The sequence below is a fragment of the Campylobacter showae genome (assembly GCF_900573985.1).
Lineage (GTDB): Bacteria > Campylobacterota > Campylobacteria > Campylobacterales > Campylobacteraceae > Campylobacter_A > Campylobacter_A showae_E.
In genome coordinates this window covers 1,417,602-1,443,429 of record NZ_UWOK01000001.1, presented here as the reverse complement: position 1 = coordinate 1,443,429, position 25,828 = coordinate 1,417,602, and the positions used below count along the sequence as shown (strand labels likewise).

Sequence of the window (25,828 nt, the reverse complement as noted above, 5' to 3'; positions counted from 1 at the left end):
TAAATTTTAAACGCCTCGCCGAGTCAAATTTAACCCGGCGAGGTTTTATCAAATTTAAGACGCAGATTTTATCTTGCAGCCTCAAATTTAAGCGAATTTCGGATCGCTAAACGCCGTTAGCTCAGGCGCCTTACCCGTAAATTTCTCGATATTTACAAGCGCGGTGTGGCTGATGTTGCCGTTAGCTAGCTTGCTAGTCGGGATATCAATAGTTAGCACATTTGGCGAGCCGTTTTTGCAAAGACCCGCGTCAAATCCGTCGTACCATACGCCCTCAGCGAGCTTAACGACGCCCTCTTTGATATCTTGCGTCACCAAGGCACCCGCTAGCACTTCGCCGCGCGCGTTAAATACCCTAACCAAATCGCCCGTTTTGATACCTTTTTTCGCGGCGTCTTTAGGGTGTATCCAGATCGGCTCGCGGTTTGCGATCGCGTAGTTTTCGCGCAGAGAGGTTTGGTTTAGCTGCGAGTGGAGGCGATCGGTCGGATGCGGGCTTAGCATGTGTAGCTCGGCAGGTTTATCTTTCATACCTAGCCACTCGATCGGCTCAAACCACATCGGATGCGCGCCGCAGTCGTCATAGCCCATTTTCTCGATGGTTTCGGAGTAAATTTCGATTAGGCCGCTTGGCGTTCCTAGCGGATTTAGCACCGGATCCTCTCTAAACTCGCCAAATCTCACCCACGTATCGCTCTCAGGCGTCGAGGCAAAAGTTACCGGCTTATTTTCATTCCAAAACTCCTCAAACGGCTTCATATCGGTTTCAAAATCAGGTATAGCCTTGACCTGCTCGTACGCCGCGCCGTAGTACTCTTTTATCCAGTCAAATTCATCCTTGCCGTTGTCAGTGTAGGCTACGACTAAATTTTTAGCGTACGCCTTGCAAAGATCGGTAAAAATTTGATAATCATCGCGCGCTTCGGCGTATTTTTCCACAACTTGCTTCATCGGCACGATGTTCATATTTGAGTAGTCGCCCGTCATCGTGACGTCGTTGCGCTCGTATGCGGTTGTGGTTGGAAATACGATATCGGCCATCTTAGCAGTCGGCGTCCAGTATGCCTCGTTTACGACTACCGTGCGAGGTTTGCGCCACGCTTCTAGCAGGCGGTTCGTCTCTTGATGATGAGCCAAAGGATTGCCGCCGACCCAGTAGATAAAGTCGATATCAGGATACGTGATTTTCTTGCCGTTGTGATCGATCACTTTGCCAGGATTTAGCAGAGCGTCTGCTATACGAGCGACCGGGAATGCATAATGAGTCGCCTTTTGCAGCCAGCTTTGACCCGTACCCGCAACCGCTGCAGCCTTAGCAACGAAGCGGCCGTTTGCGTCAAATTCTCCGCTATCGGTACCGATAAACTCGCCCTCGTCGTTAAATTTACCCACGCTTGCGCTATTTACGCCGCCGATGACTGCGCCTTTGCAAGTCGGAGCGCCGCCGTTTGAGTAGTGGTAGCTAAGGCCAAAACCTCCGCCCGGAAGCCCGATCTGTCCTAGCATAGCCGCCAAAGTTACCATCGCCCAGTGCGGCTGCTCGCCGTGATGCGCGCGCTGCATACCCCAACCGCTCATTATCATCGTGCGGTTAGCGCAGAAAGTGTCCGCAAGCTCTTTTATGAGGCTTGCTTTTAGGCCGCAAATTTTGCTTGCCCACTCCAAATTTTTAGGCGTGCCGTCGGTTTTACCGAGCAGATACGGCAGGAATTTATCAAAGCCACTCGTATAGGTTTCGATGAAGTTTTTATCGTATTTGCCGCTCTCGTATAGGTAGTGCATCATGCCTAGCATCATCGCAGTGTCGGTGTTTGGCACCGGAGCGATCCACTCGGCCTTATCAAAGTACTGCGCCGTTTCGCTTCTTATAGGGTCGATTATTATGACTTTTATGTCGCTGCGTTTTTTTAGCTCTTCAAAGTACTTAAAGCCCTGCTCGTCGGTGCTTGTCCACGCTATGCGAAGGGTTGCCACCGGGTTTGCACCCCAAATGACGACTACTTTTGAGTTTTCTAGTACCACAGGCCAGCTGGTCTGCTGCTCATATACCTCGATGCTGCCCACGACGTGAGGCATGATGACCTGGCTAGCTCCCGTAGAATAATCGCCCAGAGACCCCACGAATCCGCCGCTAAGGTTCATAAATCTATGAAGTAAAATTCTCGAGTTATGCACGTTACCGCTTGATTTCCAGCCGTAGCTACCCGCAAACACGCCCTCTAGCCCCTTTTGCTTTCTAGTCTTTTTTAGCTCTCTAGCTACTAGTTTTATCGCGTCTTCGTAGCGTACGCGTACCCAGCCGTCCTTACCTCTTAGCTCAGGCTTTGGCGAATCCGGATTTTCTAGGTAGCTTTTGCGTACCATTGGGTATTTTATACGTGATTTATAGACCATATCGGCGGTGTAGTGCTGCAGCGGATTATACACTTCGCTCGTTTTTTGAAACGGCTCTGATTTTACGATCTTGCCGTCTTTGACGCTAACTTTTAGCATGCCCCAGTGAGCAGCTGTTAGCACCTCGCCGTTACGTACGTTTGCCGTATTTAGCTCGGCGCCGAGTAAATTTGACGCCGTTACGCTAGAAAACAAAGGAGCTGCCGCAAGAGCCGCTCCGCCTTTTAATACATTTCGTCTTTGTAGGTTCATTTTTCTCTCCTATTTTTATTTCTCGGTCGAATAAAATCCGACCTCCGAGCGGAAGCGCAAGCGCTCCCTGCACCCACCTAAAGTCCCTACTGCGTAGGGTACCCTGTTAAAATTTACTTCACAAACTGGCAAAGCCGGTCTTTTGCACGGACTCAAATTTAAGCTTTTACGCTCAAATTTGACCGCTTTCTAGTCCAGCGAGTCAAATTTGACGGCTAAAAGCCTCGTTCGCGCAACCTAGCCCGCAAAGCTGCCGCTCAAATTTAGCGCGCATCTCGTCTTACGCGCTAAATTTACCATCCGCCGAACCTTCAAATTCGGCGTTTAAAAAAACGGCTTTTATAAAAATCTAGCTCCCGCAAATCTCGTCCGTTTGGGAGCGCACCAGGCGTAAATCCTCGTCAAATTTACGCACCGCTTTTTACTTTTTCGCCACGTTCACGTCGGCAGAGTGCTTTTGCAAGTACTGTATTACCAGCCACTCGTCGTCTTTGTCGATTGCCGTTCGCGCGATCATCGATTTTAGCAGGTTAGGCCACTGATTTGCCTTGTAGTGCGTGGTTTGATGTAGCGAATGACACACTCCGCAGCTCTCTTTGTAAATCTCGCCGCCCTTAGCAAAAAGCCCGCCTAGATCGCTCGTAAAGCCGTCTTTTTGCGCATAGACCACAGTCTCGACCTCGTCCCATTTGCCGTTAGCGCCCTTTTTTACAACCTTGATCTCAGGCGTCGCGGTTTTGGCAAACGCCACGGCGATGACGCGCTCGGAGTCGCTAAAGTAAACGACGTTGCTAACGGCGGGATTTTGGTAGCCTTTAACGGAGATTTTCACGCGGTCGCCCTCGTTCGCTAGTATTTTTACGGCATTAGTCGGCAAGAGCCTACCTATGCTTTTTTGCGACGTCGCATCGGCGTAAACGTCTTTTACCGACGGGCTATACACCTCGCCCGCCGCAAATAGCGAACAGGCTAGCAAGCTTGATAGTAGGATTTTTTTCATTTTGCTCCCTTAAATTTAAGATGTAAAAGGATTATATAAGAAAAGTATGATGAAAGTATGATTTTATGAAAATATAATTTTATATTTGCGCGGTTCATGCCGTAAATTTGCAAGCAAAATTTGCAAATTTAGCGGTAAAAACTTACGAAAAAATACTAATCTCGGTTTTAAATTTTAAAAGCGAATTAGGCAAGGTTGTTAAAAGTAAAATTTAAAGCAGTAGCCCGCAAAACGCCCGAAATTTAGGAGGGTTCGCGGGCCAAAAATCCTACTCCGCGCTATAGCTTGAGAGCATATCAAAAGTAGGCGCGAAAAAGAGCGCTCCGGTCATCGCCGTACTAAAATCAAGCAATCTATCATAGTTGCCGCGCGGCTCGCCGATAAACATCTTATTTAGCATCGCTTCAACCGTCGAAAACGTGCTAGCATACGCGATAAAGTACGTCCCCGTCACGCTCCCCTCGACAAAAGGCATATTTCCGCGAACGACTTTTTTATCATCTCCTACGTTTGCCGCGGCGGAGTGCGAGTTGCTAGGCTTTTCATCCTCGCTCATCTCGATATCGTCTGCCTTAGTGCGGCCGATAACCTTTTCTTGCTCGCTCACGCTAGCTGCATTCCACTCTCTCATTTTGTGTTTATATTTTTGTACAAACACATAGCTTCCGCCCTTAAATTTCGCATCCTCGTCACCGACTTTGGCAAAATAATCTCTATCCTCGCCGTTTGGATTTTCCGTACCGTCTACAAAGCCGATGATCGCCCTGCCGTCGTGGTATTTAAAACCCTGAGTTTCGTCTGCGAGCTTGGCAAATTTAAAAAGCTCGGCCTTTATATTTTGCGCCATATCAAAGCAATCCGCCGCATCAAGCGCCCTAATATGCACATGGATATCGCCCGCGGTGCTTACGGCTTCGTGCTTGTCGCCTTTTATCGCTTTAAAATTTACAAGCTCTTTTGGTAGCGGTTGCGGGAGTCCTAGTTTTAGCCACGCGTCGCGCCCGATGCCGATTACGCAGTTTACGTTCGCCTCCGCGCCAAACCTTACTTTAGCCGTTTTGTTTAAATTTACAACCAAAGCGCAAAGCCTCTCAAAGCCCTTTTTACAGGCGTTTTCGTCGCCGCTTAGCAACCAAGTTTGAAAGACGGTGTTATTGCCCGGCGCCTGCGTGACTTCTTGCGAATTTATTTGCATATTTTCTCCTTAAAGTTGATTTTAAAATTAGCAATTCGCATTTTACGACTTAAATTTTAATTTATGCTGAATTTACGCTTTTAATAAAACGTAAATTTTAAACGGATTATAATCGCCGAGTTTTGTATTAAATTTATCATTGCGGTCTTTGCAGACGCCAAATTTAAAAGCGCCGCATTTTGTATTTAAACTATGAATTTTTGATTAAGCCGTCTTGCCTCAGATATAGCTCGTTTGACTCACGGTTCGTTGATTTTGCTCGGCTAGGACAAGCGCATATCCGCTGCCCTGCGCGTTTTGGATGAGTTCTGGGTAGAGTTTTTTGCGTAGTTTATAGACAAAGCTTCGTATCGCGTCGGTCGTGCAGCTGCCATCCTGCCAGACGCACGCCTCGATCATCTCAAAGCTCACGACGCGTCCCTGATTTTTTAGAAAAAGATGGAGTAAATTTTGCTCTTTTTTAGTTAGCGCCACGGGCCGGCCGTCCTTTGTTAGCTGCCTGCTAAAGGCGTTAAATTTAAAGCCGTTTTTTAGATCGACCTGGGCAAAATCATTTTTAAATTTATTCGCCGCAAAGCTCATTTGCATGATTAGATCGCGCTTTTCAAACGGCTTTTTTAGCACGCCAAAGCTTCCTAGCTCTATCGCGCTAAGCATGTTCTCGTCGTTACCGTATGCAGTAAGAAATATAATAGGCACGTCTTTATCCAGCCCCTTATACGAGCCGCCATCTCAAGACCGTTCATGTGCGGCATATTGATATCAGAAAGCACCAAATTTACGTCCTTTGCTTCAAAAACTTCCAGCGCCTCTTTTGCGTTTGCGCAGGCGTAAACCTCGCTTACATAGTTTTCGACCGATATTTTGATACTCTCGCGCAGGCTCTCGTCATCCTCGACGATGAGCAAATTTATGCCGTTTAAGATATTTTTTATTTTGCTATACACGCTGGCCTCGTTTCTTACTTGTGGTTCTTAATTCCTAAAACTAATTTTCAAATTTATCGCCTCGCCTAAATTTCGCCTAAAAATAGCGTAAATTTAGTCGGATTTACGGCACTTTCAAGCTCCAGCGCGCCGCCTAGCTTTTTTACGGCGAGCTCCCTAGCTACGTTTAGCCCCGTGCCCGTGCCCATATTTTTCGTCGTAAAAAACGGCTCGAAAATCTCATCGCTATCCGCTTTCACTCCGGCGCCGTTATCGCTCACGCTCACGCAAAATAGCCCGCCCGCTCTCTTTAGCTCGATCAAAATTTGCGGCGTTTCGCATCCGCTTTCAACTAGCGCGTCCTTGGCGTTTGAGAGCAAAGAGAGCAAGATCTGCCTCACGTAGCTAGCGATGCTTTTTAGCTCGCATTTGCCGCCACCGTGAGCAAAATTTAGCTCGATGCCGTGAGAGTTTAGCTCGGGTCTTACTATCAAAATAAGCTCGTTTATGATATTCACGAGATCAAATTTTGCCGCCACCTCACCGCTGGCGTAAAAATTTCTAAACGCCTTTATCGTTTCGTCCATTAGCCTTAAGCTCTTTTTGCAGGCTGCGATTTGAGCCGGTATGCGCTCAAATTCGCCCTCGTGCGCGCATTCCTCGATATTATCCAGATACAGCCCCATCGCGCTTAGAGGTTGACGTTGCTGATGCGAGATGGAGTTTATCATCTCGCCTACCAGCGCGGTTTTGGCGTGAACTAGCACCGAGCGCCTATGCTCAAGCTCTTTTTTTTCTAGCTCCTTTTCGTGCGTGACGTCGGTGACCGCGAGGATAAATCCGTCAAATTTCACCCCGCCCTCAAGCACGTTTGAAACGTTTAGCCTGTAGCTTTTTTGGTTCTTTTTTACTATAAAATCGCTCGAGTTTAGCGGGCTATTTTTGAGATTTTTAAAGCTTTTTAGCTCGCCCAGCCCCTGCGCCGCAGCGATCATCTCGTCAAATTTCGCTCCGTAAAAAACCTTGGGCGCCAGAGCGAAAATCCGCTCGAATTTTTTATTTATAAATTTTATGACGCCATTTTTGTCCGCGTACAAAAGCCCCAAATTTAGCGTCTTAGCAAAGGCTCGCGCGACCTCGCTAGGCCCGTTTGCGTTACTCTTTATAGCCCGCGATGTCAAGCCCAAAGCCCTTTAATGCGACGAAATCTTTGTTTTTATTCGCGCTTAAAAGCTCGATCCGGCTGACGCCTAGCTTGTGTAAAATTTGCGCGCCGATGCCGTAATCCTTGACCTGTCCGCCGCACTTCTCCTCGCCTTGTAAAAACACCGCGACGCCGCCGTTTTTGGATAGATATTCAAGCGAGTCTCGCAAGTCGTCAAATTTATCCGAGCATAGCAGCTCGACGTCGCTTGAAATTTGATGAAATTTGACCGCGGTTTTATCCTTTATCTCGCCAAAAACAAAGGCATAGTGGCGCTCGCCTTTGTGATCTAGTATCTCGCATTTTAGGGCGTCAAAGCCAGCTATCTTAGCCGCGCTTTTTTCTTTTATCTCGATTAGGCTTTCGTGTTTTAGGCGGTACTGCACGAGCTCGGAGACCGAGACCATATTTAGCCCAAATTTCTCGCAAAATGCCTCTAGATCGGGTCTGCGAGCCATATTTCCGTCCTCTTTTACGATCTCGCAGATGACGGCTGCTTGCGTTAGACCGGCAAGCTTGCATAGATCGACCGAGCCTTCGGTGTGTCCGGTGCGGCTTAGCACGCCGCCTTTTTTAGCGATGAGCGGGAAAATATGCCCAGGTCGCACGAAATCCTCCGGCTTTGACATCGGATCGGCTGCCAGGCGGATCGTGACGTCGCGCTCGTATGCGCTCACGCCCGTCGTCGTGTTTTTGGCGTCGATCGTGACTGTAAACGCCGTCTCGTGGCAGGATGTGTTTTTATCCACCATCAAATTTAGATCAAGACGACGCGCGATCTCCTCGTTTAGCGCGAGGCACAGCACGCCTTTTGCGTGAGTGATGGCGAAATTTACCTTTTGCGTGTCGCTAAACGTCGCCGCAAATACCAGATCGCCCTCGTTTTCGCGATCCTCATCGTCAACCATTACGACCATTTTGCCGTTTTTGATGTCGTTTATGGCCTGCTCTACTCTATCCATTGTTATTCCTTGTTTAAAAATTTGGGATAATTATACATTTTTAGCTTTGAATTTAGGCTTTTGCGCGGGCCTTGCTTGATGCTTTGCGAACTTTTTGGGCTATCAAAGCGCAGCACAAACGGACTTTAGTTAAAATTAAACGAAGCAACCAGGCTTGTAAGTTTTTGTTTAATTTTTACGGATTTATCAATTTTGACCGATTTTGGGCATAACCCGCACTTTAAAAATGCTAAAAGTTAATTTTTGCGATACTGCAATATGAGCGAGGCAAATTTACGAGAATCGTTATTTTGGTTAAATTTGTTAAGCCTTAAAATGGTGCACGATACGATTTGGGCTGTTTTTCGTCGCGGCGACTAAATTTGATCAAACTTGCCGCCGACCGCGTACTATTTTGGAGCAAATTTGCCGACATCAAAAACACAGATGCCTGCCTGACGCTATGCGAGCAGCAGATTATTTTGACGCCATACCTCGCGCCTTGCCCGCAGGTTTTATCACCAGCACTCAGACCAGTAACTACGGTCACGATGCCGGCAACCTATTTTTTCAAACAACCGCAAACGTTTTTAAATAGCCGGTTTTCTAATTTGGTAAATTTTGTATCCGCCGAATTTAACGGTCGTTTTTTTGCATTTTGTATTTGTGACAAAGACGGAAGCATTTAAATTTGATAAATTTTACTGCTTTGGCATGATTTGATATTTTGCGCCGAGTTTTGCAAATTCTTTGGCGAAAAACGCGTTTAGATCGCGCAAGCTGTCGTCGTTCATTTGGATAAGTTTTAGACGGTTTTTCTTGTAAATTTTGATTTTTTTACTTTTTCTTTTTAGATATTGCGGCGTCTCAAGTCCCCAAAATTCGATATAAATCTCGCTTTGCGTCAGGTAAAAATCACTAATAACGCGCTCTTTGGTCGGCACCTTTTTCTCGTAGATAAACTCTATACCGCGGTAAAATAGCCAATTTGCCACGATGAGTTCGGCACGGCTTTTTACCGTATCGCCGCTATCGCTTTTGTATCTAGTTTGCTTGATTTTTTGCTTTTTAAATAGCTTTAAAGCCAGCAAAACGATTACGATCAGCAACAAAATGATTAAAATTTTAGATACGTCAAAGCTCATAAATAATTTTCTTTAATTCAAAATTTTTGATTTTTTGGAGTAAGTGAAGGATAAATTTTAGATTTGGTTGCGGAGGACGGACTTGAACCGCCGACCTTCGGGTTATGAGCCCGACGAGCTACCACTGCTCTACTCCGCGATGAAATTTGAGTGGATGGGGTAAGAGGATTCGAACCTCTGGATGATTGGACCAAAACCAATTGCCTTACCGCTTGGCGATACCCCAGCCTGTAAAAAGAAAGCTGATTATATATATTTTTACCTTATTTGTCAAGCTTTTTGGCAAATTTTCGCCATTTTTTCAAAGTTTTTCCATAAAAGCTATGCTGTATGAGCCGTTTAAGCGCTTATTTATATCATCCTGCCAGCTAGCAGGCAGCGCCTTAAGAGCCCTAAATTTGGGCAACAAATCCAAATTTTCGCTCGGATTAAAAAACAGTTTATTTATTTGCATCACGCTTAGAGCATTTTCGTTTTTTTGCAGGATTTCCACCTCGCAGCCAGCCCTACATGAGCCGCTTTCAAGCACTTTGTAGTACCAGCCGGTTAGCCCCGTGGCAAAAATTTCTTTAGCCAAATTTGCATTTCCCCACCGCTTTGCGAGCTTAAAACACGGTTTTCGCGGCTGGGTTACTTGAAGCACCAATGAGCCGATTTTATGTATGTCACCCACGTTTACGCTAGTTTCATCTAGTCCGCTAATGGTCAAATTTTCACCCATCGCGCCCAGCGGCAAATTTTTAAGCCCCAGATAAGCTTCCCACGCGGGATAGTTTTCGAGCGAATTTGCAAACACGGCTTTGTTTACGCCGCCGTGATGCTTCGTGTCGGCCACCTCGTCACCCTTAAATCCAAGCTCGCCCGCGTAAATTTCGCCCGTCTGCGCATTTTTAAATATCGCCGAGCGCCACGCCTTGCCTAGCTCGTCCGTAGCCGCCGCATTGCCGTACTGCCTGGTTTTACCTATCAAAAGCGCTTTTAGAAATGCCATCTTGCTCTCACGCCACGTTTTGCAGATTTAACTGAACTTGCTCGCCCTCGTCGTTAAACTCAAACCTCACCGCCCTAGCCCCAAAACTCTTTGCGATCGCCTCCAGCGTGTCGCGCGCGGACTTGTGGATCTTGGACTGGAGCTGATTTATCAGGCGTACAGACATCTTTTCGACCTCGGCGCGAGCCTCCTCGATGAGCCTGTTTTTATCCTCCTCGCTAAAGCTGCTACCGAAAAATCCGTTTAGCGAATCGGGCAGCAAAAACGGAATAAATTTACCGTTTTTCTCGTCGTAAAATTTCATATTCGCGATCGAAAATTTGTATTTGCAAGGCGGCATCTTGATGAGATACTCCTCGCTCGCGACGTTTACGATCTCTAGGCGCGGGCTCGTTAGGTCGTAGATAAAATTTATCTCAAACTCAAATATCATCGAGAGCTTTTTCTCGCTCACCAGCCAGCGCAGATACTCCTTGCCAAAGCTGCCGAATGCGTGGTCGGTTTTGGTCACGATCTCTTTGCTATAGACCTGAAAAACGGATAGCTCGCCGATGGATTTTAGCTGCGATATCTCGGTGCTGATCTGCGTCGTCGCAGGCTTTTGCGCGGTTTTTAAGGCTTTATTAAATCTAAAAATCGTAAATACGCAAACCGCCAGCAAAATCGCTAAAATAAGGCTTGTAACATCTATCATCTTTGCTCCTTTAAAAGGCGATTTTAGCGAAATTCGTTAAAATAATCGTTAAATTTGAGCTTTTGGTTGTTTTATATCGGTATAAATTTGGATCGTAAATTTAAATTTAGCGAGCTTTTAGATTCGGTGCGGTTTGGCAGAACCCGCACCTTTAAGATACGGTTTTTAAATTTGACGCAAATTTGAGGCAAATTTAACGCCAAGCCCAAATTTAGCTAGCAAATTTGGGCTTAAATTTAAACAGCTTAAAACACCTGAATAAATTTAAAATCATGCTCCCTGAGCACTTTTTTGATAAGCTCTTGGTGGTCTTCGCCCTTGGTTTCGAGCGTGATCGTGATATTTGCGTCGCCGTACTCCAGACTCGTGGAGAAGCGGTCGTAGTCGATCTTTACTATGTTGGCATTAGCGATCTTTAAACTATCGGTTAGGCTCATGAGCGCGCCCGGTTTATCTATCAGCGTGATTTGCAGTGCCATCTTGCGGTGAGACTTGATGAGGCCCTTTTCGATGATGACGTTTAGCATTTGCACGTCGATATTTCCGCCGCTTAGCACGATGCCGATGCGCTCGCCGGCTTTAAATTTGACTTTGTTGTGCAGGATACTGGCGACGCCGACCGCGCCCGCGCCCTCGACCACGATCTTTTGCGTCTCGAGCAAAAACAAAATGGCATTTGCGATCTCCTCGTCGTCGACCTGCACGAACTCGTCTACGCACTCTAGGATATTTGCCAGAGTCGTCTCGCTCGCGTCGCGAACAGCGATGCCGTCGGCGATAGTGCGCACGGTTTTTGAGTTTATGCTTTTTTTAGCACTAAAGCTGTTAAACATCGCAGGTGCGCCCTTTGCGCTCACGGCGACTACGCGGATGTCTGGATTTACCTGCTTTACGCAGCTTGATATGCCGCTTATTAGTCCGCCGCCGCCAACCGGCACGATGATGGTTTCAAGCTCGGCCAAATCATCAAGCATCTCAAGCCCCACCGTCCCCTGCCCAGCCATCACGTACTCGTCGTCAAATGGATGGATAAAGCTCATACCCTGCTGCTTGGCGTACTCTACGGCGTAGGCGTAGGCCTCGTCGAAGTTATCGCCCTTTAAGATGACCTCGGCGCCTAGATCTTTTGTGCCTAGCACCTTTAAAAGCGGTGTGGACTCAGGCATCACGATGGTGGCGGGCGTCTTAAACTCGCGCGCTGAAATAGCCACGCCCTGGGCATGATTGCCAGCACTTGCCGCGACGACGCCTTTTTTACGCTCCTGCGCGCTTAAATTTGCGATTTTATTGTACGCGCCGCGGATCTTGTATGCGCCAGTGCGCTGGAGATTTTCCTCTTTTAGGTATATGAGCGCGCCGCTTGCGAGGCTTAGCTTTGCGCTGTAGGCAAACGGCGTCTTGTACACAAAGCCGCTTATCGTGCGCTTGGCTTGGATTATTTTATTTAGAGAGATCATTTTAGCCTTTCGTTTTTTGTTTAAATTTTACTTTTCATCGCTTTTGCTTGCGCGTTTATTTACCGTATTTTTGCTTACGTTTTCTTTATTTTTTGTCGCGTGCTACCGCGTTTTAATTTTTTATTTGGTTTTTAGAACGCTTTTAAATTTGATCAAATTCTCAAATTTACGCCTTAAAATCGCGCCTTGCCGTCAAATTTGGCCTAATCAAGCCTTTGTAGCTCGATTTTTATACACTTATCCTGCACGAAATTGATCCCGTTTTCGCGAGCGACCGCTCCTGCTTCGTCATTTGCTATACCAAGCTGTAGCCACAGCGTTTTCACGCCTTTTTTGACGGCGTCTTTTACTAGCTCGCTAGCAAACTCGCCCTTTCTAAACATCACGGCGATGTCGATATTTTCATCTATTTGGGTCAAATTTCTATAAATCTTACGCCCTAAAATTTCATCAAATTTTGGATAGACGGGAAATACGTTAAATCCGCGCTCAATGAGAAATTTTGCTACCTCGTTGCTAGGCTTGCTCTCATCTGGACTAAGGCCCACGACCGCGATATTTTTAGCGGTGGATAAAATTCGCCTTAATTCGCTAGGCATTTTTACTCCTTAAAAGCACGCCGCACTCGATATGAGCGGTGTTTGCAAACTGATCAAACACGGCAAATTTGACCGCCTCGTGCGTTAGGGCAAGCTGCGCTAGATCGCGCTTTAGGCTCTGCGGCGAACAGGAGATATAGATGATATTTTCGTAGTTTTTGATGAAATTTATCACGCTCTCATCGAGTCCCGCGCGCGGCGGATCGACCAAAACGTGCGAGAAATCGTAGCTAAAGATATCAAGCTCTCTTAGGCGGTTAAACTCGCGCTCGCGCCTAAACGCACTCATCAGCTCCTCGGCGCTCATTCGCAAAAATTTGATGTTATTTACGCCGTTAAGTTCGCAGTTTTTAAGGGCATTTGCGATCGAGCTTTTGGATATCTCGGTTGCCAAAACGCGCTTAAATTTTTCAGCTAGCGGGACGGTAAAGTTGCCGTGTCCGCAGTAAAGCTCAAGCATATCCGCGCCGTGCTCTACACAGCTCTTCGCCCATGCGATCATCTTTTCGTTTACGGCGGTGTTTGGCTGGATAAAAGCCCCGTCGCCGAATGTAAATTTGTAAATTTTACCGCCGATATTTAGGCTGTCCTCTAAATTTAGTTCATTACTTAGCAGCTTTTGCCCTTTTGCTCTCGCCGCGATCGTCACGCGGTGACCGGCAAACTCACGCGCTAAGCTTTCTATCTCGCTCTGCTCGGCTTGGCATAGACGCTTATGATAGAGCAGCGTCGCCAGTATCCCGCTCGCACACGAGATAAACTCGGCGCCAAAGAGTCTCTCTTTTAAAATTTGATTTTTAGTAAGCGCTTCAAGCAAACGCGGCATCAAATTTGCGATAGGAGCGGCTACTTTTGGGCATTCGTCTATAAAAATGCGCTTAGCTTTAGTACCGTGCATCGTAAATCTAAGCTCCTCGCCGTCGCGCCAGATCCCAAACTCCGCTCTCGTGCGGTAAGCGGCACTCTGCGAGGCGAAAAACTCAAATTCGCCGCTATAAAACGGCTCAAATTCGCGTCTTATAAAATCGGTTTTAAATTTAACCTGTTCCTCATAAGGCATATCAAGGGTGCAGCTACCGCACTCTCCTAAAAATTTGCAAAACTTATCGGGCAAATTTAAACCCTTTGCCCGACGAATCTAACAACCAAAGCCGTCACCAAAAGCCCTAAAGGAAGCACTATCCAGATGCTTAGGCCAAGCGCAGTAGGGAAATATCCCGCAAAAATACTGATCGCGCAAACGGCAAGCGCATAAGGCATCTGAGTCTGGACGTGATCGATGTGGTTACATCCTGCGCCCATAGACGAAAGTATCGTAGTATCCGAGATCGGCGAGCAGTGATCGCCAAATATCGCGCCAGTTAAAACGGCTGAGATATTTACTATCATATAAGCGTGCAAGGCGTCGCCCTCTAGTCCGCTGTGCATGCCCACCGCGCTAGCTAGCGGTATCGCAAGCGGCATCAAAATGCCCATCGTGCCGTAGCTGGTGCCGGTAGAAAAGCTGATAAACGAACCAAGCATAAAAATCGCCGCCGGAAGGACGATCTTTGGCGTAGACTGAGAAAGCAGATCGACTAGGTAGCGAGACGTGCCAAGCTCCTTGATCACCGAGCTAAGCGACCACGCAAGAAGCAGGATGATGATCGTAGTTATCATGGTTTTCCAGCCCTTGCCCCATGTCTCTATCGCCTCGCGAACGGTCAAAATTTTTCTATAAACAGCCATAAATATCGCCACCACCGTAGCTAGTAAAGCCGACTGAAATAGCGCCACGGACGCATCAGCTGCGCCAAAAGTAGCCTGGAAGGTATGGAACGTAAGCGGATGAGCCTTCGCGCTCTCAAGAGCCTCTCCCTCAAGCGCGCCCAGACCGCTAAAGTAAAAGCTAACGAACGCGCCCAAAATAAGCACCAAAAGCGGAATAACGGCGTTTGAGCTTTGTAGTTTTATATTTTCTTTAGGCTCTAGCGTTTTGTCCTCGACGTCCTCTATCGTCGCTCCGCCCCGTCTTGGGTGCAGTTCGCCCGCCCTGGCTCTGCGCTCGGCTTTTAGCATACCGGCAAATTCGCGCCCCATAAATGCGGTGCAGACGATGAAAAAGAGCATGAAAAGATTGTAAAATCTATAAGGCATCGTCTCGACGAAGATGCTAAAAGCGTTTACGTTCGTTATGCCGATGAGCTCGTAGCCTTGTTTGATCAGTGAGATCTCGAGCCCGACCCAAGTCGAAATGACGGCTAGACCTGCGATCGGAGCAGCAGTTGCGTCAATGATAAAGGCTAGCTTTTCGCGGGAGACTTTAAATTTGTCCGTTATCGGGCGCATGATAGGGCCCACGATGAGGGAGTTTGCGTAGTCGTCGAAAAAGACGAAAAGCCCCATCACCCAGGTTGAAATTTGAGCCGAAACACCTGTTTTAGCCTTTTTGCTTAGCCATATCGCCACAGCCTTGGTTCCGCCCATTTTGGTGATGAGCGCGACCACGCCGCCGATACAAAGCACCTGAAGCACGATGCCCGCGTTCCAGCTATCGGCCAGCGAGCCCACGACCCTTTTTACGATGTCGGTAAAACCCTTTACGAAGGTCATCGGGATGCTTGAGTCGATGATGTTTATGAGAAACGTCCCGCTAAAAACGCCGATAAACAGCGACAAAACGACGTCTTTGGTGATAAACGCCAAAACTATCGCCACCACGGGCGGTATGAGCGTCCAAAAGCCGAAAATTTCGGCATTTTTTTTCGCTACTTCGGGATCTACGGCTAGCGCCAAGATCGGCAAAAGCGACAAAAATAAAATCTTTTTCATCAAAAACTCCTTTTTGTTTTTCGTCGGTTTAATCAAATTTTCCGCCCCGCGTGCCATCGGTCGGTATTTAAGGCATAAATTTAGCTAAATGCGGCTTAAATTTTTGTTTTAAATTCGCTTAAAAGTCAAAAATTTTAGCTCTTTATTAAAATTTTATGTTAAAAATAGGGCTTTTGAGGAAAATTCGATCGAAGCGGTGCTCGGCGACAAATTTTAAATTTGCTCGTAATTTAGTTTTTTTATACGGATTTTACGGGGAATTTTAACTTTGATTTGCTAACCGAATTTGTATTTAATATACAATAATACTATTGATATGCTTTTCAATATCAGCAACTTGTTTAGAATCCAAGCTCATTATCGTAAATGTTTTTAACCGCCGCGCTTGCTTCGCTTTTTTACCGATTGTTATTTTTTTTGGGATAAAAGGGCGATCAAATACCGAGCATGAAAAAATATCAATATTTTTAATCAGCGCATCACCAAGTATAAATCTATTTATAATAATCCTATCTTCATAGATTTCAATATAATTAAACAAAATAATTTCAAACATAGGCACGATAAATAATAAAGAAACTAAAAAGCCAAGCGCTAAAAATATGCCCGTCAAATAAGCTATCGCCGATGAAATTATCATTAGAAACAAAAAACCAAAACCTATCAAATCGATCAATACTAAAATCGATTTTCTTTTATCCAGTTTATAAAGCAATTTTGCATTTTCATCGCAATCTTTTTGCATTCGCTTCTCCAAATTTATTCTCCGCTCGCAGCGGCTTTTCACCGCCAAAAATCACCACAGTGCCGCACGGTTTGCTACCAGACCCGACCCGCATAAATCTCATCTCCGTTATGTGCCCGCGTAAAACGCGCGCTGCAAGCACTCAATCGGCAGCTCGCAACCGGGCGCGAAATGAGCCCGATCTCTTTGCTCGAAAGGCTGTATTTGCTCCTATAGCCCTCGGTTCGTCTCATAAAACAAAAAGCGTCTTTTGCGCGTTCATAGATATTTGAAGCGATATTTTACGCTAAGATAAAAGATTTTTCATCCAAATTCGGCGCGCCCCGCCCAAGGATATAAAACAAAATGAAATTTTGCCGAAATTTCGGCTATTTATGCCCAAAAGCCAAAAATAGCCGTCTTTTATCTAAGTTTTTACGGTTTGAGAAATTTACGGGCTATTTTTTGGCGTTTTTACCTTGCTTGCAAAAACGGCGACGAAATTTTAAGAACATCAAATTTAGCGCTAAATTTGACACAGTCTCGACGCTCGAGCTCAACGTCAAATTTAAATAAATTTCAGCACGTTTTGCCATTTCCAGTCAAGAGCGCAAATTTATAAATTCGACTTCAAATTTACACGGGTCAAATGCCGCAAAAAGTAAAATTTAAACGACGCTCCAAAAATAGATAAAAACCGCGCGCCGAATTTTAAACCCGAATTTAAACGGCCAAACTTCAAATTTAAACTCAAATTTACGCGGCAAAAGCGGCCGAATTTAACTCAAAATCCGGCCGACAAAACCCGTAAATTTAAAAACAAAACGCCTACTTTTTCTCGATAAAAAGCCCAGCCCAAGTCTGTTGCGTCGCCATCGCTTCAACGACGTTGATATTGACGCGGTTAGGCATGTTTAGGCAGTTTAGCAAGATCTGCGCGATATCCTCGGCGGTGATGTACTCCACGCCTTCGTAAACCGCATCGGCTTTGGCCTTATCTCCGCCGAAGCGAACCTCGCTAAACTCCGTCTTGCAGATGCCAGGAGCTATCTCGGTCACGCGGATACCGGTGCCGCGGATGTCGTTACGCAGATTTCTACTAAACTGCTTCACAAAAGCCTTGCTGGCACCGTAAACGTGACTGCCAGGATACGGCCATGCGCCCGCGGTCGAGCCTAGATTAAAGATATAGCCGCTCTTTCGCGCGATCATGAGAGGCAAAACGGCCTTGGTCGAGTACAAAAAACCTTTGATGTTGGTATCTACCATCGTCTCAAAGTCCTCGACGCTAGTCTGCGCCACGCCTTCGAGTCCCAGCGCCAGGCCTGCGTTATTTACGAGCACTTCGATATCGCGAAACTCCTGCGGCAAATTTGCCACGGCGTCAAAAACCGCCTTTTTATCGCGGATGTCGGCGATGATGATATGGGTGTTTCCAAGCTCCTTTGCCAGGGTTTCGAGCCTTTCCTTGCGGCGAGCCAGCGCTACGATCTTGTAGCCTTCGCGGCTGAGCGTCCTAGCTATCGCCTCGCCAAAACCCGACGTAGCCCCCGTGATAAAAGCCGTTCCTTTCATATTTTCTCCTTATTCGGTGATCAAATTTGACTCTAGCCCCATCGCCCTTAGGTACTGTGCGTTGATCTCTTTTTTGCCGATGAGGGCGTAGTCTAGGGCGTTTAGTCCGTTATCATCCACTGCCTGCACGTCCGCGCCGTTATCCACCAAAAGCTGCAAAATTTCCACATCTGCCGCCCCCGCCGCGCTCATCAGCACGCTTTTTGACGCCTCGTCAAAGTCGCAGAGCTTTACGAAGCTTGGTAGCTGAGTGCTCAAATTTGCGCTATATGCAAGCTTGGTGCTCATGTCTATTAGCCTTTTGTTTACTAGCGCTCCGTTTCCTAGTAGAAATTTGACTAAATTTATATCGTTTAGCTGTACGGCATTAAAAAGCGGAGTGACGCCGAGCAAATTTGCGTAGTTTACGTCCGCGCCGCTAGCAACTAGAAGCTTTACATTATTTAGGTTTTTGAGTGCGAAAAACAGCGAACTCTCAAATCCGTAGTTTAAATTTACGCCCGCGCGCAAGAATTCCTTTATGATGTCCTCGCTTTTTTCGTAAAGAAGCGCGGCGTTAAATGCGTTTTGTAGCGAGACTTGTGACACGGCTCCAGAATATATCGCCTCATTTATCCCGTATTTTGTAAATGTCGGGTCGCTAACTTTTCTCGCAAACTCGTCCATATCGCCGTTTTGCAGAGTCGCGGCGGCAAATTTTAAAAACTCGTTTGCGACCTTTGAAGCGTAATAAATCGCGCTGCCTTCGTCTATTTTAAAATTTGATTTGTAGTAGTTTACGAGCGGCTCAAGCGCGGCGTTGTAGTCTTTATTAAAGTCCTTAAAAACGGTGAAGTTACTTAAGCTTTGATGTCCCCAGTATCGAAGTCTGGCTCTATTTTGCGATACGAGTTTTTCGTATTCGCCCGGAGTTTCTAGCTCTTTTGCGTAAATTTCGGGCACATAGGAAGCTTTTAGGATCTTAAATTTAAACTCATTTAAATTTTTGGTTGCTAAATTTCCAACGCAAGCAAGGCTCTCAGCGCGGATCTTTTGAGCAGCCGAGAGTAAAATTTGAACCTCTTTTATCCCCAGAATAGAGTCATTGCAGTTTGGCTCAAATTCTCCCGAAAAGGTTAAATTTTGAGAGAAAAATCGCTGCTTCTCAGTCAAAGCATCATCGCAGTTAAAGCCTGCAAAAACAAAAGAGAACGACAAAAATATCGGCAAAATAAATCTCATCGTATGCCTTAATATCTTTTAATTTTGATAATTCTACCAAAAAATAATTTGGTAAAAATAAATTTACCGCTCATTAAAGCAAACATCGGCAAATGCGGCTTTTAGTTTCTCGTAAAGCGGAGTAAATGGAACGCCGTTTACGCGCACCTCGGCGATGGAAGTGATGAAATTTGTATCACCGCTCCAGCGCGGCACTAGATGATAGTGTACGTGCTCTGCGATACCCGCACCCCCTGCTTTGCCTAGATTCATCCCGATATTTACGCCCGCCGCATTTAGCTCGCGTTTTAAAATTTTCACGCCCTCGCGCACGTAGGCGCTCATCTCCGACCACGTCTGCTCGTCTAGGCTTTCGATATTATCGGTATGCACATAAGGTATCACCATAAAGTGCCCGGGCGTATACGGGTAGAGATTCATGATCCCAAAACACCGCTTTGCGCGAAACAAAACGCCACTCTGCGCGTCTTTTTCTGGGTGATTTACGACGTTGCAAAAGACGCAGCCCTGCTCCTTTTTACCGAAATATTCGCTCCTCCACGGTGCGCAAATGTGCTCCATATCAGCCCTCCTTTACGGTTTTTACGGCTTTTGCCAAGTCCTCTTGCCTCATAAAATGCTCGCCTATCAAAAACGCGTCGGCTCCTTGCGCGTGTAGCTCTTTTAGCTGCGAGTGCTCGTATATACCGCTTTCAGCGACTATGACGCTTGCGTTTTTGATTTTAGAAAATAGCTTCTCGCAAAGGCTCATATCCATCTCAAACGTGCTTAAATTTCGGTGATTTACGCCGACTATCTTTGCGCATGCGAAATTTGACTTCTCTACGTCCTCCTCGTCGTGCGTCTCGACCAAGGCCTCAAGCCCCAAAGAGCGCGCGTAATCAAGTAGCCGCTTTAGCTCATCGGCGCCAAGAGCCTTCGCGATAAGTAGGATAAAATCGGCCCCGTAAACGGGCGCTTCTAAAATTTGATACTCGTCTACGATAAAATCCTTGCGAAGTAGCGGCAGCGAGCTTTCGCGCCTGATCGCCGCCAAGTACTCCAAATTTCCTTTAAAAAAATGCGGCTCGGTTAGAACCGAGATAGCGTTTGCGCCGCCTTTTTCATACTCTTTGGCTATCTCTACGGGCGCAAAATTTGGTCTTATCAGCCCCTTGCTAGGGCTTGCCTTTTTGACCTCGGCGATGATGCGATACGGCTCGTCTGCGCTGCTTTTTAGCGCTTTTACCGCGTCTATTATCTTGCGCGGATTTTTCGCCGCGAGCTCTTGAAGCTTTTCAAAAGGCGTTTGCGATTTTCGCAAAGCCAAGTCCTCTTTCGTTCGTTCAATTATCTGATCTAGTATCATTTTTTACCCTTTTTTAAGCACTCTTTGATAGCTTTTATATGCTCTTTGCCTTCGGGCGAATTTATAAATTCCTCGTCATGCAGGACTTGTTGCATTATTTCATCGGCCTTTTTACACTCGCCTAGCTTATAGTATCCCCAAGCTAGCGAATCTATATAAAACACCGAGCCAGGCTCTAGCTCGAGGGCTCTATTTACTAGCTCTATTCCCTTTTTCGCGTCTATATCGTGGTCGATGAGCAGGTAGCCGTAGTAGTTTAGATATAGCGCGTTATTTAGCTTTACGGCCGATTTTTCAAAGTTAGCGATCACTTGCTTGAGGCTATCTTTATCTATTTTTTTGGTTTGTTTATCCGTATCTCTTTCGTATTTATATATCGCCATTTTGGCTTGATATTCGAGATTAAAGCTCTTATCGAAAGCATCCTGTGCCTTTTTATAAGCCTTAGCAAAATCCCCCGTCGCGGCGTAAAGATCCATCAGAGCATCGTCGTTGTAGGAGTATTTTTGCAAAAATTTGATCGCAGCGTCGTAGTTTTTTTGATAGACATAGACGCCAAGCGCCTTTTCGAGATAGATTTTTTCTTTCGTCGCTTCAAAAAGACTCTCGTAAACATCGATCATATCGGAGTAGCGGCCGTCCTGCGCGTAAATATCTACTAGCGCTGTGCAGGTCTCGACCTCGCAGCCATCTATACGGCGCGAGCTCTCTAGGTACCTGATCGCCTCTTTTTTATCGTTCATTTTATTGTATAAAAGATCGACTATTCGCAGTAGATTTTCCACGCTCCTATCTAGCTCGTACGCGCGCTCAAGCTCGCCTAGAGCGGCTTTGTTATCGTTTTGCATCGAGTAGACGGCAGAGAGCATGACATGGTTTTTAGAGACGTCCTCTTTTTTGACGAGCTCTTGCATTATCTTTGCGGCTTCGTCTAGTTTATTTTCGCTCATCAAATTTGCGCCCTGTATGCGAAGCACGTCCACGTCGTCTTTTAGCACCTTTTGGCTGAGCGCTAAAATGCTTTTAAAATTTACGTTTTTAGAAAAAAACGCGAGTCTGAGAGCTTCTTTTAGATAGTCCGTGTTTTTAGTTTTTTCGTAAAGCTGCTCGTAAAGCTCGGTCGCCTCGTCGTGTCTGGCGTTTTCTACCGCTAAAAGCGCCTTGATAATGTATAAATTCTCGTCAAAATCGTCTTTGGCGGTAGCAAAACAAACAAGCAAAGCCGCCAATATAAATTTTAAAATCGCCTTATTCCCGTGCATTCTTTCTCCAATTCATTGATTTTATCCTTAAAATAGTCCCAAAACGGAAAGGTGCGGCACTGGCTCGGGCGAAAGTCGTAAACCGAGCAGTTTTTTGCCGTTTCGTCAAAAAATACGCACGCAAATCCGCCCTCGTAGGGCTTTTCTTTGAGGCTAAATTTATATCCGAATTTATCTAAAAATCGCGATCTAAACTCGTCCTCGTTCATTTTTAAATATTCCGCCAGCGCCGAGATTTCCGCGGAGCTTATCCATATATAGCCGCTCTCGCCCGTACAGCACTTACCGCCGCATAGCTCGCACTTGCTAGCGTCAAATTCATAACCAAAACCGCTTTGTCTTAGCAAATTCACTCCGCAGCGTCCTTGCTTTGCGTGTTTGCCGTAGCGAAAATTTCGGCCGCTTTTTTGCTATAAACGCCGCCTTCAAAAACAAAAATCGGCGGTAAAATTTGAGTCAAGGATTTTGAGCTTTTTTTAGCCTCGATGAGTGCTAAATTTGCCGCGCCGCCCGCCTTTGGATGTACGAAGCAAAGCCTAGTAAGCGTAAATTTAAATTCGCTCAAACAAAGCAAAATTTCAGGTATACGCTTAGCGTCGTAGCAAAAGCTAAAAACTCCGCGCGGCTTTAGGAGCGAATTTGCGCTACCCACAAGCTCACCAAGCGGTAAATTTTCGCTATATCTAGCGGTGCGCAGATGCTCGTTCTCGCTTTTTTTTACGCCGTCGTGGTAAAAGGGCGGGTTTGAGACAATGAGATCATATCTTTTTTCGCTCTTAAATTTAGCAAAATCAGCTGTTATGAACTCGGCTTCAATGCCGTTTTGGCTAGCGTTTGCGGCAGCTAAATTTACGTTAGTTTCTAAAATATCAAGCAAGCTAAGCGAAATTTTAGGAAAATCACGCTTTAAAAGCAGTCCCAAAATACCGCTACCGCAGCCAACCTCTAGCACCTCGCCGCGCACTCCGCCCTCACGGATAAAGTCATACAAAAACATCGTATCGCTGTTGTAGCGGTAGCCGTTTTTGGGCTGAGCGATTATCATCTATATACCTTGATGATAAATCCTTGCTTATCCTGAGACGTTATAATGTCGTTACTATACGATATGCGCGAAAAGTCGCCGAATTCATCTTTTATCATCTCGCCGGCAACCTTGGCGCGCTCCTTGCCGATACCGAAATTTGCGTATGAGTCGATTTTTTCAAGTTCGTCTTGCGGGATCACTTTTGCCGCTTTTGACGTTGCGATAAAGTTACCGCGGCTAACTATCGGCGTGATTTCAAAATAATAATTTGAATTATAATTCTGCAAAAAATCGCTTACTTTATTTTTGCAAACTTGCGTCGGCCTGTCTGAGCCCGCGCTCATATCCGAGCACTCGACCGAGGCGATGAAAACAACTTTTTTAGGAACTTCGGCTCTAAAATTTAGCTGGATTATCTTTTTTAGATTTTCATTTTCGCTCATCAGCTCTTCATTTTTGGTTAGTATCTGTGCCACTTCGCCCTTTGCGATGTTTTTTTGCGTACTTGTTTTGGCTAAATTTTCCTTCGTGTCGCTTAGATCTTTAGCTCCGTCTTGTATCTGTTTTCTTAGAGTCGCGAGCTCTGCGTCTTTTTGCATCAAAAGCTCATTTAGAGCGTCTAGTTGCTCTTTATTTTCCTTGGCTGTTTTGATGTCGTTTTCAACTAAAGTCGTGATTTTGTTATTTAAAATTTTATAGTTTTGGATGTTTTTTTTACCAGCGGCGATCTCGTCCGCTAGCAGTTCTTTTTGGATATTTAGCGACTCGTTTAGCTCTGCAACCTTAGCTTCCGCATTTTGCAGTGAGCTATCTTTTTGCGAAATTTGATTTTCTAACTCATAAATTTTACTCTTTAGTTCCGCCACGTTTTGCTCTGTTTCTTGGCGCTCGTTTTCAATCTGATTTTTTAGCTTTTCAAGCTCGGTTTTATATATAGCCTCGTTTTGTTCAATCTCTTTTTCAAATCCTTGTTTTTCTTTCTCGAGCTTTGCGACTAACTCTTTATTCGTCGCGTTTAGCTCATCATTTATCGCTTTTAGCTTAGCTTTTGACTCGGCTTTTTTATTTGCGTTTTCAAGGCTCGCTTCAAGCTCGCTTATTTTTTTCTTGTCCACGTCTTGTTCTTTTTCTAGGGCGGCGATCTTGCTTTTAGCTGAATTTTGAGCATTTAACACCTGAGCGTTGTATTCGCTCGCGATCCTTTTTATCTCACTGTCTTTTAGGCCCAGCTCGTTTGCGAGCCTAGCATTTTCGCTCTTTAGTTTTGCAGTCTCTTCGTTTGCCGTTCTTAGTTCGCTTTCAAATTTAGCCTTACTAGATAGCGCTTCGCTTTTTAGCTCGTCGTTTTGAGCTTCGAGCCGTTTTAGAGCATTTTGGCTCTCGTTTTGCGTTTTGGCGCTTGATTTGTCAAATTCGCTCTGCTTTTTTTCAAGCTCGGTTTTTAGAGTTTTGATCTCGCTACGAAGAGAAGTCAAATTTTGCTCTAAATTTTTATTTTTCTCATTTTCCTCCTGCGCTTTTGCTAGCTTTTTGTTTAGCTCGTCGATCGCGCTTAAACGCTGTTTGTCATTAGCGCTGGCGGCTTGTTTTCGCCTGGTTTCCAGCTCGGCTTTTTGATCACTTAAGATATTTGAGATTTCTAGATTTTTACTCACTAGATCGACGTTATCGTCATAGAGTAGCTTATTTTGAGCGCGCAGGACGCGGATTTGCTCTTTTAGCTCGTCCTCATCGCCTAAAATAGGCGCATCCGTATAGTTCGCATCCAAATTTTTAGTATACTTTTCCTGCGGCAAAGCTTGACTTATGATAGCCGAATTTGTCTCATTCGTAGTACTTGCGCCCTCATTTTTAGGCGCTTCTTCGACGTTCATTATTTGCACGGCGAGTGCCGTAGACTTTGCGGACGGTTTTGCAAACTCGAAATACAAATAGTATCCGCCCAGCGTGAGCAAACAACCGCAGATAAAAAATAAGACTAAATTTAACGCTCTCAACTCTATTTTTCCTTGATGTCTTGGACTACCTTGTGCGCGTGATTTAGCGCGAGCACGATCGAGCCGCCGTTTTTTAGCACGATGTCGCCGCCGATATATAGCCCGCCGACGCTGCTTTCATAGTGCTCGTTTACGAGCGGATCTTTGTCTGCGTCAAGCTCCACTCCGCATTTTTGTAAAAAATCCACCGGAGTCGAGCCGCCGATAGCGTAGACGACCCTATCGTAGACTCTGATTTTTCCGTTTGAAAAGTGCACCCTCACGCGCCCCGATTCATTTTCGATCTCGGTGATATCGTGATTTAGTCGCACTTTTAGCTTATTTGCTTTTTCTAGCTCCCATAGCGCCGTTACGTTTACGTCATTTACGCGGCTAAATTTATCCTTACGGTAAGCCAGCGTAGTTTTGTTGTATTGGCATAGCTCGATAGCGTACTCTACGGCAGAGTTTCCGCCGCCCACCACGAGCACTTTTTCGCCGCTAGAACAGGAGTTTAGGTTAAAATTTATAACGTTATTTAGCGAAGGCGGGATCTTATAATCAGGCTTATTCGGACGGCCCATTTTACCGATACTTATCATCACGTTTTTGGCTTGATAGTCGCCCTTTGCGGTGTGCACGAAAAACAAACCGTCCTTTTTCTTTACGCTTTCGACCTCGGAGTTAAACACGGCCTCGATCTTTTCCTCATCTAGCAGCTTATCGAAATAATCAAGCGTGCTCTCCTTCGTGCCGTCCTCAAAGGACACGATACCGTGGATGGTGCTATCTTGGCCTTTATACTCCTTATCCACGCGCTTATTGTCTTTGTAAAATTTTCTTATAGTTTGGCTGTGGTTGTCGCCCTTTTCGAGAAGCAAAACTTTTTTTAATCCATTGGCTCTCGCCTCTACGACGGTCGCGATGCCGCAAGGGCCGCCGCCTATCACGATAATGTCGTAAACATCGCTCATTGATTCTCTCCGATTTGATAATTTTTCATTAATGTAGCGAAAATTGTATTAAATTTTAAGAAATTCGCGAAATTTGGGGTAAATTTAATTTAAAAAAGACAAAAGCGGTCAA

24 protein-coding genes and 2 tRNA genes are annotated in these 25,828 nt (G+C 45.8%); all 26 read right to left on the bottom strand.

Going from position 1 to position 25,828, the window contains the following annotated elements; translation table 11 throughout:
• Positions 1-87: 87 nt before the first annotated feature.
• The 26 genes from EE116_RS07320 to EE116_RS07185 all read right to left on the bottom strand — a co-directional run bounded on the left by EE116_RS07320 (position 88) and on the right by EE116_RS07185 (position 25,716).
• Positions 88-2,646, bottom strand: coding sequence for a molybdopterin-dependent oxidoreductase (locus EE116_RS07320; RefSeq protein ID WP_122873844.1), 2,559 nt, complete (start codon positions 2,644-2,646; stop codon positions 88-90).
• Between the two features lie 421 nt (positions 2,647-3,067).
• Positions 3,068-3,646 (bottom strand): cytochrome C, encoded by a 579-nt coding sequence (locus EE116_RS07315; RefSeq protein WP_122862872.1) that lies wholly within the window; start codon positions 3,644-3,646, stop codon positions 3,068-3,070.
• Between the two features lie 268 nt (positions 3,647-3,914).
• Entirely contained in the window at positions 3,915-4,841 is a 927-nt protein-coding gene (locus EE116_RS07310) for a Dyp-type peroxidase (protein WP_122862871.1), read from the bottom strand.
• Positions 4,842-5,060: 219 nt separating this feature from the next.
• Positions 5,061-5,498, bottom strand: coding sequence for a winged helix-turn-helix domain-containing protein (locus EE116_RS12780; RefSeq protein WP_241091659.1), 438 nt, complete (start codon positions 5,496-5,498; stop codon positions 5,061-5,063).
• Positions 5,483-5,788: a response regulator transcription factor gene (locus tag EE116_RS12775; RefSeq protein WP_241091658.1), complete on the bottom strand. Its 306-nt coding sequence runs from the start codon at positions 5,786-5,788 to the stop codon at positions 5,483-5,485. Before EE116_RS12775 ends, EE116_RS12780 begins: the two co-directional genes overlap by 16 nt.
• A 65-nt stretch (positions 5,789-5,853) precedes the next feature.
• A complete protein-coding gene (locus EE116_RS07300) occupies positions 5,854-6,948 on the bottom strand; it encodes a PAS domain-containing sensor histidine kinase (RefSeq protein ID WP_122873843.1) in 1,095 nt (364 codons plus the stop codon).
• Complete coding sequence (locus EE116_RS07295) at positions 6,923-7,933, bottom strand: bifunctional 3,4-dihydroxy-2-butanone 4-phosphate synthase/GTP cyclohydrolase II (protein ID WP_122873842.1); 1,011 nt, start codon at positions 7,931-7,933, stop codon at positions 6,923-6,925. Before EE116_RS07295 ends, EE116_RS07300 begins: the two co-directional genes overlap by 26 nt.
• A 680-nt stretch (positions 7,934-8,613) precedes the next feature.
• Positions 8,614-9,057, bottom strand: coding sequence for a helicase IV (locus EE116_RS07285; RefSeq protein WP_122873840.1), 444 nt, complete (start codon positions 9,055-9,057; stop codon positions 8,614-8,616).
• 64 nt (positions 9,058-9,121) lie between these two features.
• Positions 9,122-9,196, bottom strand: a tRNA-Met gene (locus tag EE116_RS07280).
• A gap of 12 nt (positions 9,197-9,208) precedes the next feature.
• A tRNA-Gln gene (locus EE116_RS07275) sits at positions 9,209-9,283 on the bottom strand.
• 75 nt (positions 9,284-9,358) lie between these two features.
• Positions 9,359-10,048, bottom strand: a complete 690-nt coding sequence (locus tag EE116_RS07270; RefSeq protein WP_122873839.1) for an MOSC domain-containing protein — start codon at positions 10,046-10,048, stop codon at positions 9,359-9,361.
• A 7-nt stretch (positions 10,049-10,055) separates the two neighbouring features.
• Complete coding sequence (locus EE116_RS07265; RefSeq protein WP_122873838.1) at positions 10,056-10,742, bottom strand: DUF4230 domain-containing protein; 687 nt, start codon at positions 10,740-10,742, stop codon at positions 10,056-10,058.
• Positions 10,743-10,987: 245 nt separating this feature from the next.
• Complete coding sequence (gene ilvA / locus EE116_RS07260; RefSeq protein ID WP_002951266.1) at positions 10,988-12,199, bottom strand: threonine ammonia-lyase; 1,212 nt, start codon at positions 12,197-12,199, stop codon at positions 10,988-10,990.
• Between the two features lie 203 nt (positions 12,200-12,402).
• Positions 12,403-12,798 carry a CoA-binding protein gene (locus EE116_RS07250; RefSeq protein ID WP_122873836.1) on the bottom strand — a complete coding sequence of 132 codons (396 nt, stop codon included), beginning with the start codon at positions 12,796-12,798 and terminating at the stop codon, positions 12,403-12,405.
• The gene (gene trmA / locus EE116_RS07245; protein ID WP_122873835.1) at positions 12,791-13,912 is read right to left on the bottom strand and encodes a tRNA (uridine(54)-C5)-methyltransferase TrmA; all 1,122 of its coding nucleotides are present in this window, start codon (positions 13,910-13,912) and stop codon (positions 12,791-12,793) included. The genes EE116_RS07250 and trmA overlap by 8 nt, the downstream gene beginning before the upstream one ends.
• A 2-nt stretch (positions 13,913-13,914) precedes the next feature.
• Complete coding sequence (locus EE116_RS07240; protein ID WP_206159245.1) at positions 13,915-15,609, bottom strand: Na+/H+ antiporter NhaC family protein; 1,695 nt, start codon at positions 15,607-15,609, stop codon at positions 13,915-13,917.
• Between the two features lie 292 nt (positions 15,610-15,901).
• A complete protein-coding gene (locus EE116_RS07235; protein ID WP_241091657.1) occupies positions 15,902-16,354 on the bottom strand; it encodes a hypothetical protein in 453 nt (150 codons plus the stop codon).
• A gap of 807 nt (positions 16,355-17,161) precedes the next feature.
• Positions 17,162-17,908 carry an SDR family NAD(P)-dependent oxidoreductase gene (locus tag EE116_RS07225; RefSeq protein WP_122873832.1) on the bottom strand — a complete coding sequence of 249 codons (747 nt, stop codon included), beginning with the start codon at positions 17,906-17,908 and terminating at the stop codon, positions 17,162-17,164.
• 9 nt (positions 17,909-17,917) lie between these two features.
• Complete coding sequence (locus EE116_RS07220) at positions 17,918-19,129, bottom strand: ankyrin repeat domain-containing protein (RefSeq protein ID WP_122873831.1); 1,212 nt, start codon at positions 19,127-19,129, stop codon at positions 17,918-17,920.
• A 63-nt stretch (positions 19,130-19,192) separates the two neighbouring features.
• The gene (locus tag EE116_RS07215; protein WP_122873830.1) at positions 19,193-19,690 is read right to left on the bottom strand and encodes an HIT family protein; all 498 of its coding nucleotides are present in this window, start codon (positions 19,688-19,690) and stop codon (positions 19,193-19,195) included.
• Position 19,691: 1 nt separating this feature from the next.
• Positions 19,692-20,477, bottom strand: coding sequence for an indole-3-glycerol phosphate synthase TrpC (gene trpC / locus EE116_RS07210; protein ID WP_122873829.1), 786 nt, complete (start codon positions 20,475-20,477; stop codon positions 19,692-19,694).
• The gene (locus EE116_RS07205; RefSeq protein ID WP_122873828.1) at positions 20,474-21,739 is read right to left on the bottom strand and encodes a tetratricopeptide repeat protein; all 1,266 of its coding nucleotides are present in this window, start codon (positions 21,737-21,739) and stop codon (positions 20,474-20,476) included. Before EE116_RS07205 ends, trpC begins: the two co-directional genes overlap by 4 nt.
• Entirely contained in the window at positions 21,715-22,092 is a 378-nt protein-coding gene (locus tag EE116_RS07200) for a YkgJ family cysteine cluster protein (protein WP_122874456.1), read from the bottom strand. The genes EE116_RS07205 and EE116_RS07200 overlap by 25 nt, the downstream gene beginning before the upstream one ends.
• Positions 22,089-22,784, bottom strand: a complete 696-nt coding sequence (locus EE116_RS07195) for a tRNA1(Val) (adenine(37)-N6)-methyltransferase (protein ID WP_122873827.1) — start codon at positions 22,782-22,784, stop codon at positions 22,089-22,091. The genes EE116_RS07200 and EE116_RS07195 overlap by 4 nt, the downstream gene beginning before the upstream one ends.
• Positions 22,781-24,763 carry a coiled-coil domain-containing protein gene (locus EE116_RS07190; protein ID WP_122873826.1) on the bottom strand — a complete coding sequence of 661 codons (1,983 nt, stop codon included), beginning with the start codon at positions 24,761-24,763 and terminating at the stop codon, positions 22,781-22,783. The genes EE116_RS07195 and EE116_RS07190 overlap by 4 nt, the downstream gene beginning before the upstream one ends.
• 2 nt (positions 24,764-24,765) lie before the next feature.
• The gene (locus EE116_RS07185) at positions 24,766-25,716 is read right to left on the bottom strand and encodes an NAD(P)-binding domain-containing protein (protein WP_122873825.1); all 951 of its coding nucleotides are present in this window, start codon (positions 25,714-25,716) and stop codon (positions 24,766-24,768) included.
• Between the last annotated feature and the right edge of the window lie 112 nt (positions 25,717-25,828).

Coding starts and splice junctions, on each gene's coding strand:
- EE116_RS12780 (WP_241091659.1), bottom strand. CDS start 5,498: ATGCTTAGCGCGATAGAGCTAGGAAGCTTTGGCGTGCTAAAAAAGCCG.
- EE116_RS07270 (WP_122873839.1), bottom strand. CDS start 10,048: ATGGCATTTCTAAAAGCGCTTTTGATAGGTAAAACCAGGCAGTACGGC.
- EE116_RS07320 (WP_122873844.1), bottom strand. CDS start 2,646: ATGAACCTACAAAGACGAAATGTATTAAAAGGCGGAGCGGCTCTTGCG.
- trpC (WP_122873829.1), bottom strand. CDS start 20,477: ATGATACTAGATCAGATAATTGAACGAACGAAAGAGGACTTGGCTTTG.
- EE116_RS07225 (WP_122873832.1), bottom strand. CDS start 17,908: ATGAAAGGAACGGCTTTTATCACGGGGGCTACGTCGGGTTTTGGCGAG.
- EE116_RS07185 (WP_122873825.1), bottom strand. CDS start 25,716: ATGAGCGATGTTTACGACATTATCGTGATAGGCGGCGGCCCTTGCGGC.
- ilvA (WP_002951266.1), bottom strand. CDS start 12,199: ATGATCTCTCTAAATAAAATAATCCAAGCCAAGCGCACGATAAGCGGC.
- EE116_RS07265 (WP_122873838.1), bottom strand. CDS start 10,742: ATGATAGATGTTACAAGCCTTATTTTAGCGATTTTGCTGGCGGTTTGC.
- EE116_RS07215 (WP_122873830.1), bottom strand. CDS start 19,690: ATGGAGCACATTTGCGCACCGTGGAGGAGCGAATATTTCGGTAAAAAG.
- EE116_RS07310 (WP_122862871.1), bottom strand. CDS start 4,841: ATGCAAATAAATTCGCAAGAAGTCACGCAGGCGCCGGGCAATAACACC.
- EE116_RS07295 (WP_122873842.1), bottom strand. CDS start 7,933: ATGGATAGAGTAGAGCAGGCCATAAACGACATCAAAAACGGCAAAATG.
- EE116_RS07220 (WP_122873831.1), bottom strand. CDS start 19,129: ATGAGATTTATTTTGCCGATATTTTTGTCGTTCTCTTTTGTTTTTGCA.
- EE116_RS07195 (WP_122873827.1), bottom strand. CDS start 22,784: ATGATAATCGCTCAGCCCAAAAACGGCTACCGCTACAACAGCGATACG.
- EE116_RS07285 (WP_122873840.1), bottom strand. CDS start 9,057: ATGAGCTTTGACGTATCTAAAATTTTAATCATTTTGTTGCTGATCGTA.
- EE116_RS07240 (WP_206159245.1), bottom strand. CDS start 15,609: ATGAAAAAGATTTTATTTTTGTCGCTTTTGCCGATCTTGGCGCTAGCC.
- EE116_RS07315 (WP_122862872.1), bottom strand. CDS start 3,646: ATGAAAAAAATCCTACTATCAAGCTTGCTAGCCTGTTCGCTATTTGCG.
- EE116_RS07205 (WP_122873828.1), bottom strand. CDS start 21,739: ATGCACGGGAATAAGGCGATTTTAAAATTTATATTGGCGGCTTTGCTT.
- EE116_RS07250 (WP_122873836.1), bottom strand. CDS start 12,798: ATGCCTAGCGAATTAAGGCGAATTTTATCCACCGCTAAAAATATCGCG.
- EE116_RS07235 (WP_241091657.1), bottom strand. CDS start 16,354: ATGCAAAAAGATTGCGATGAAAATGCAAAATTGCTTTATAAACTGGAT.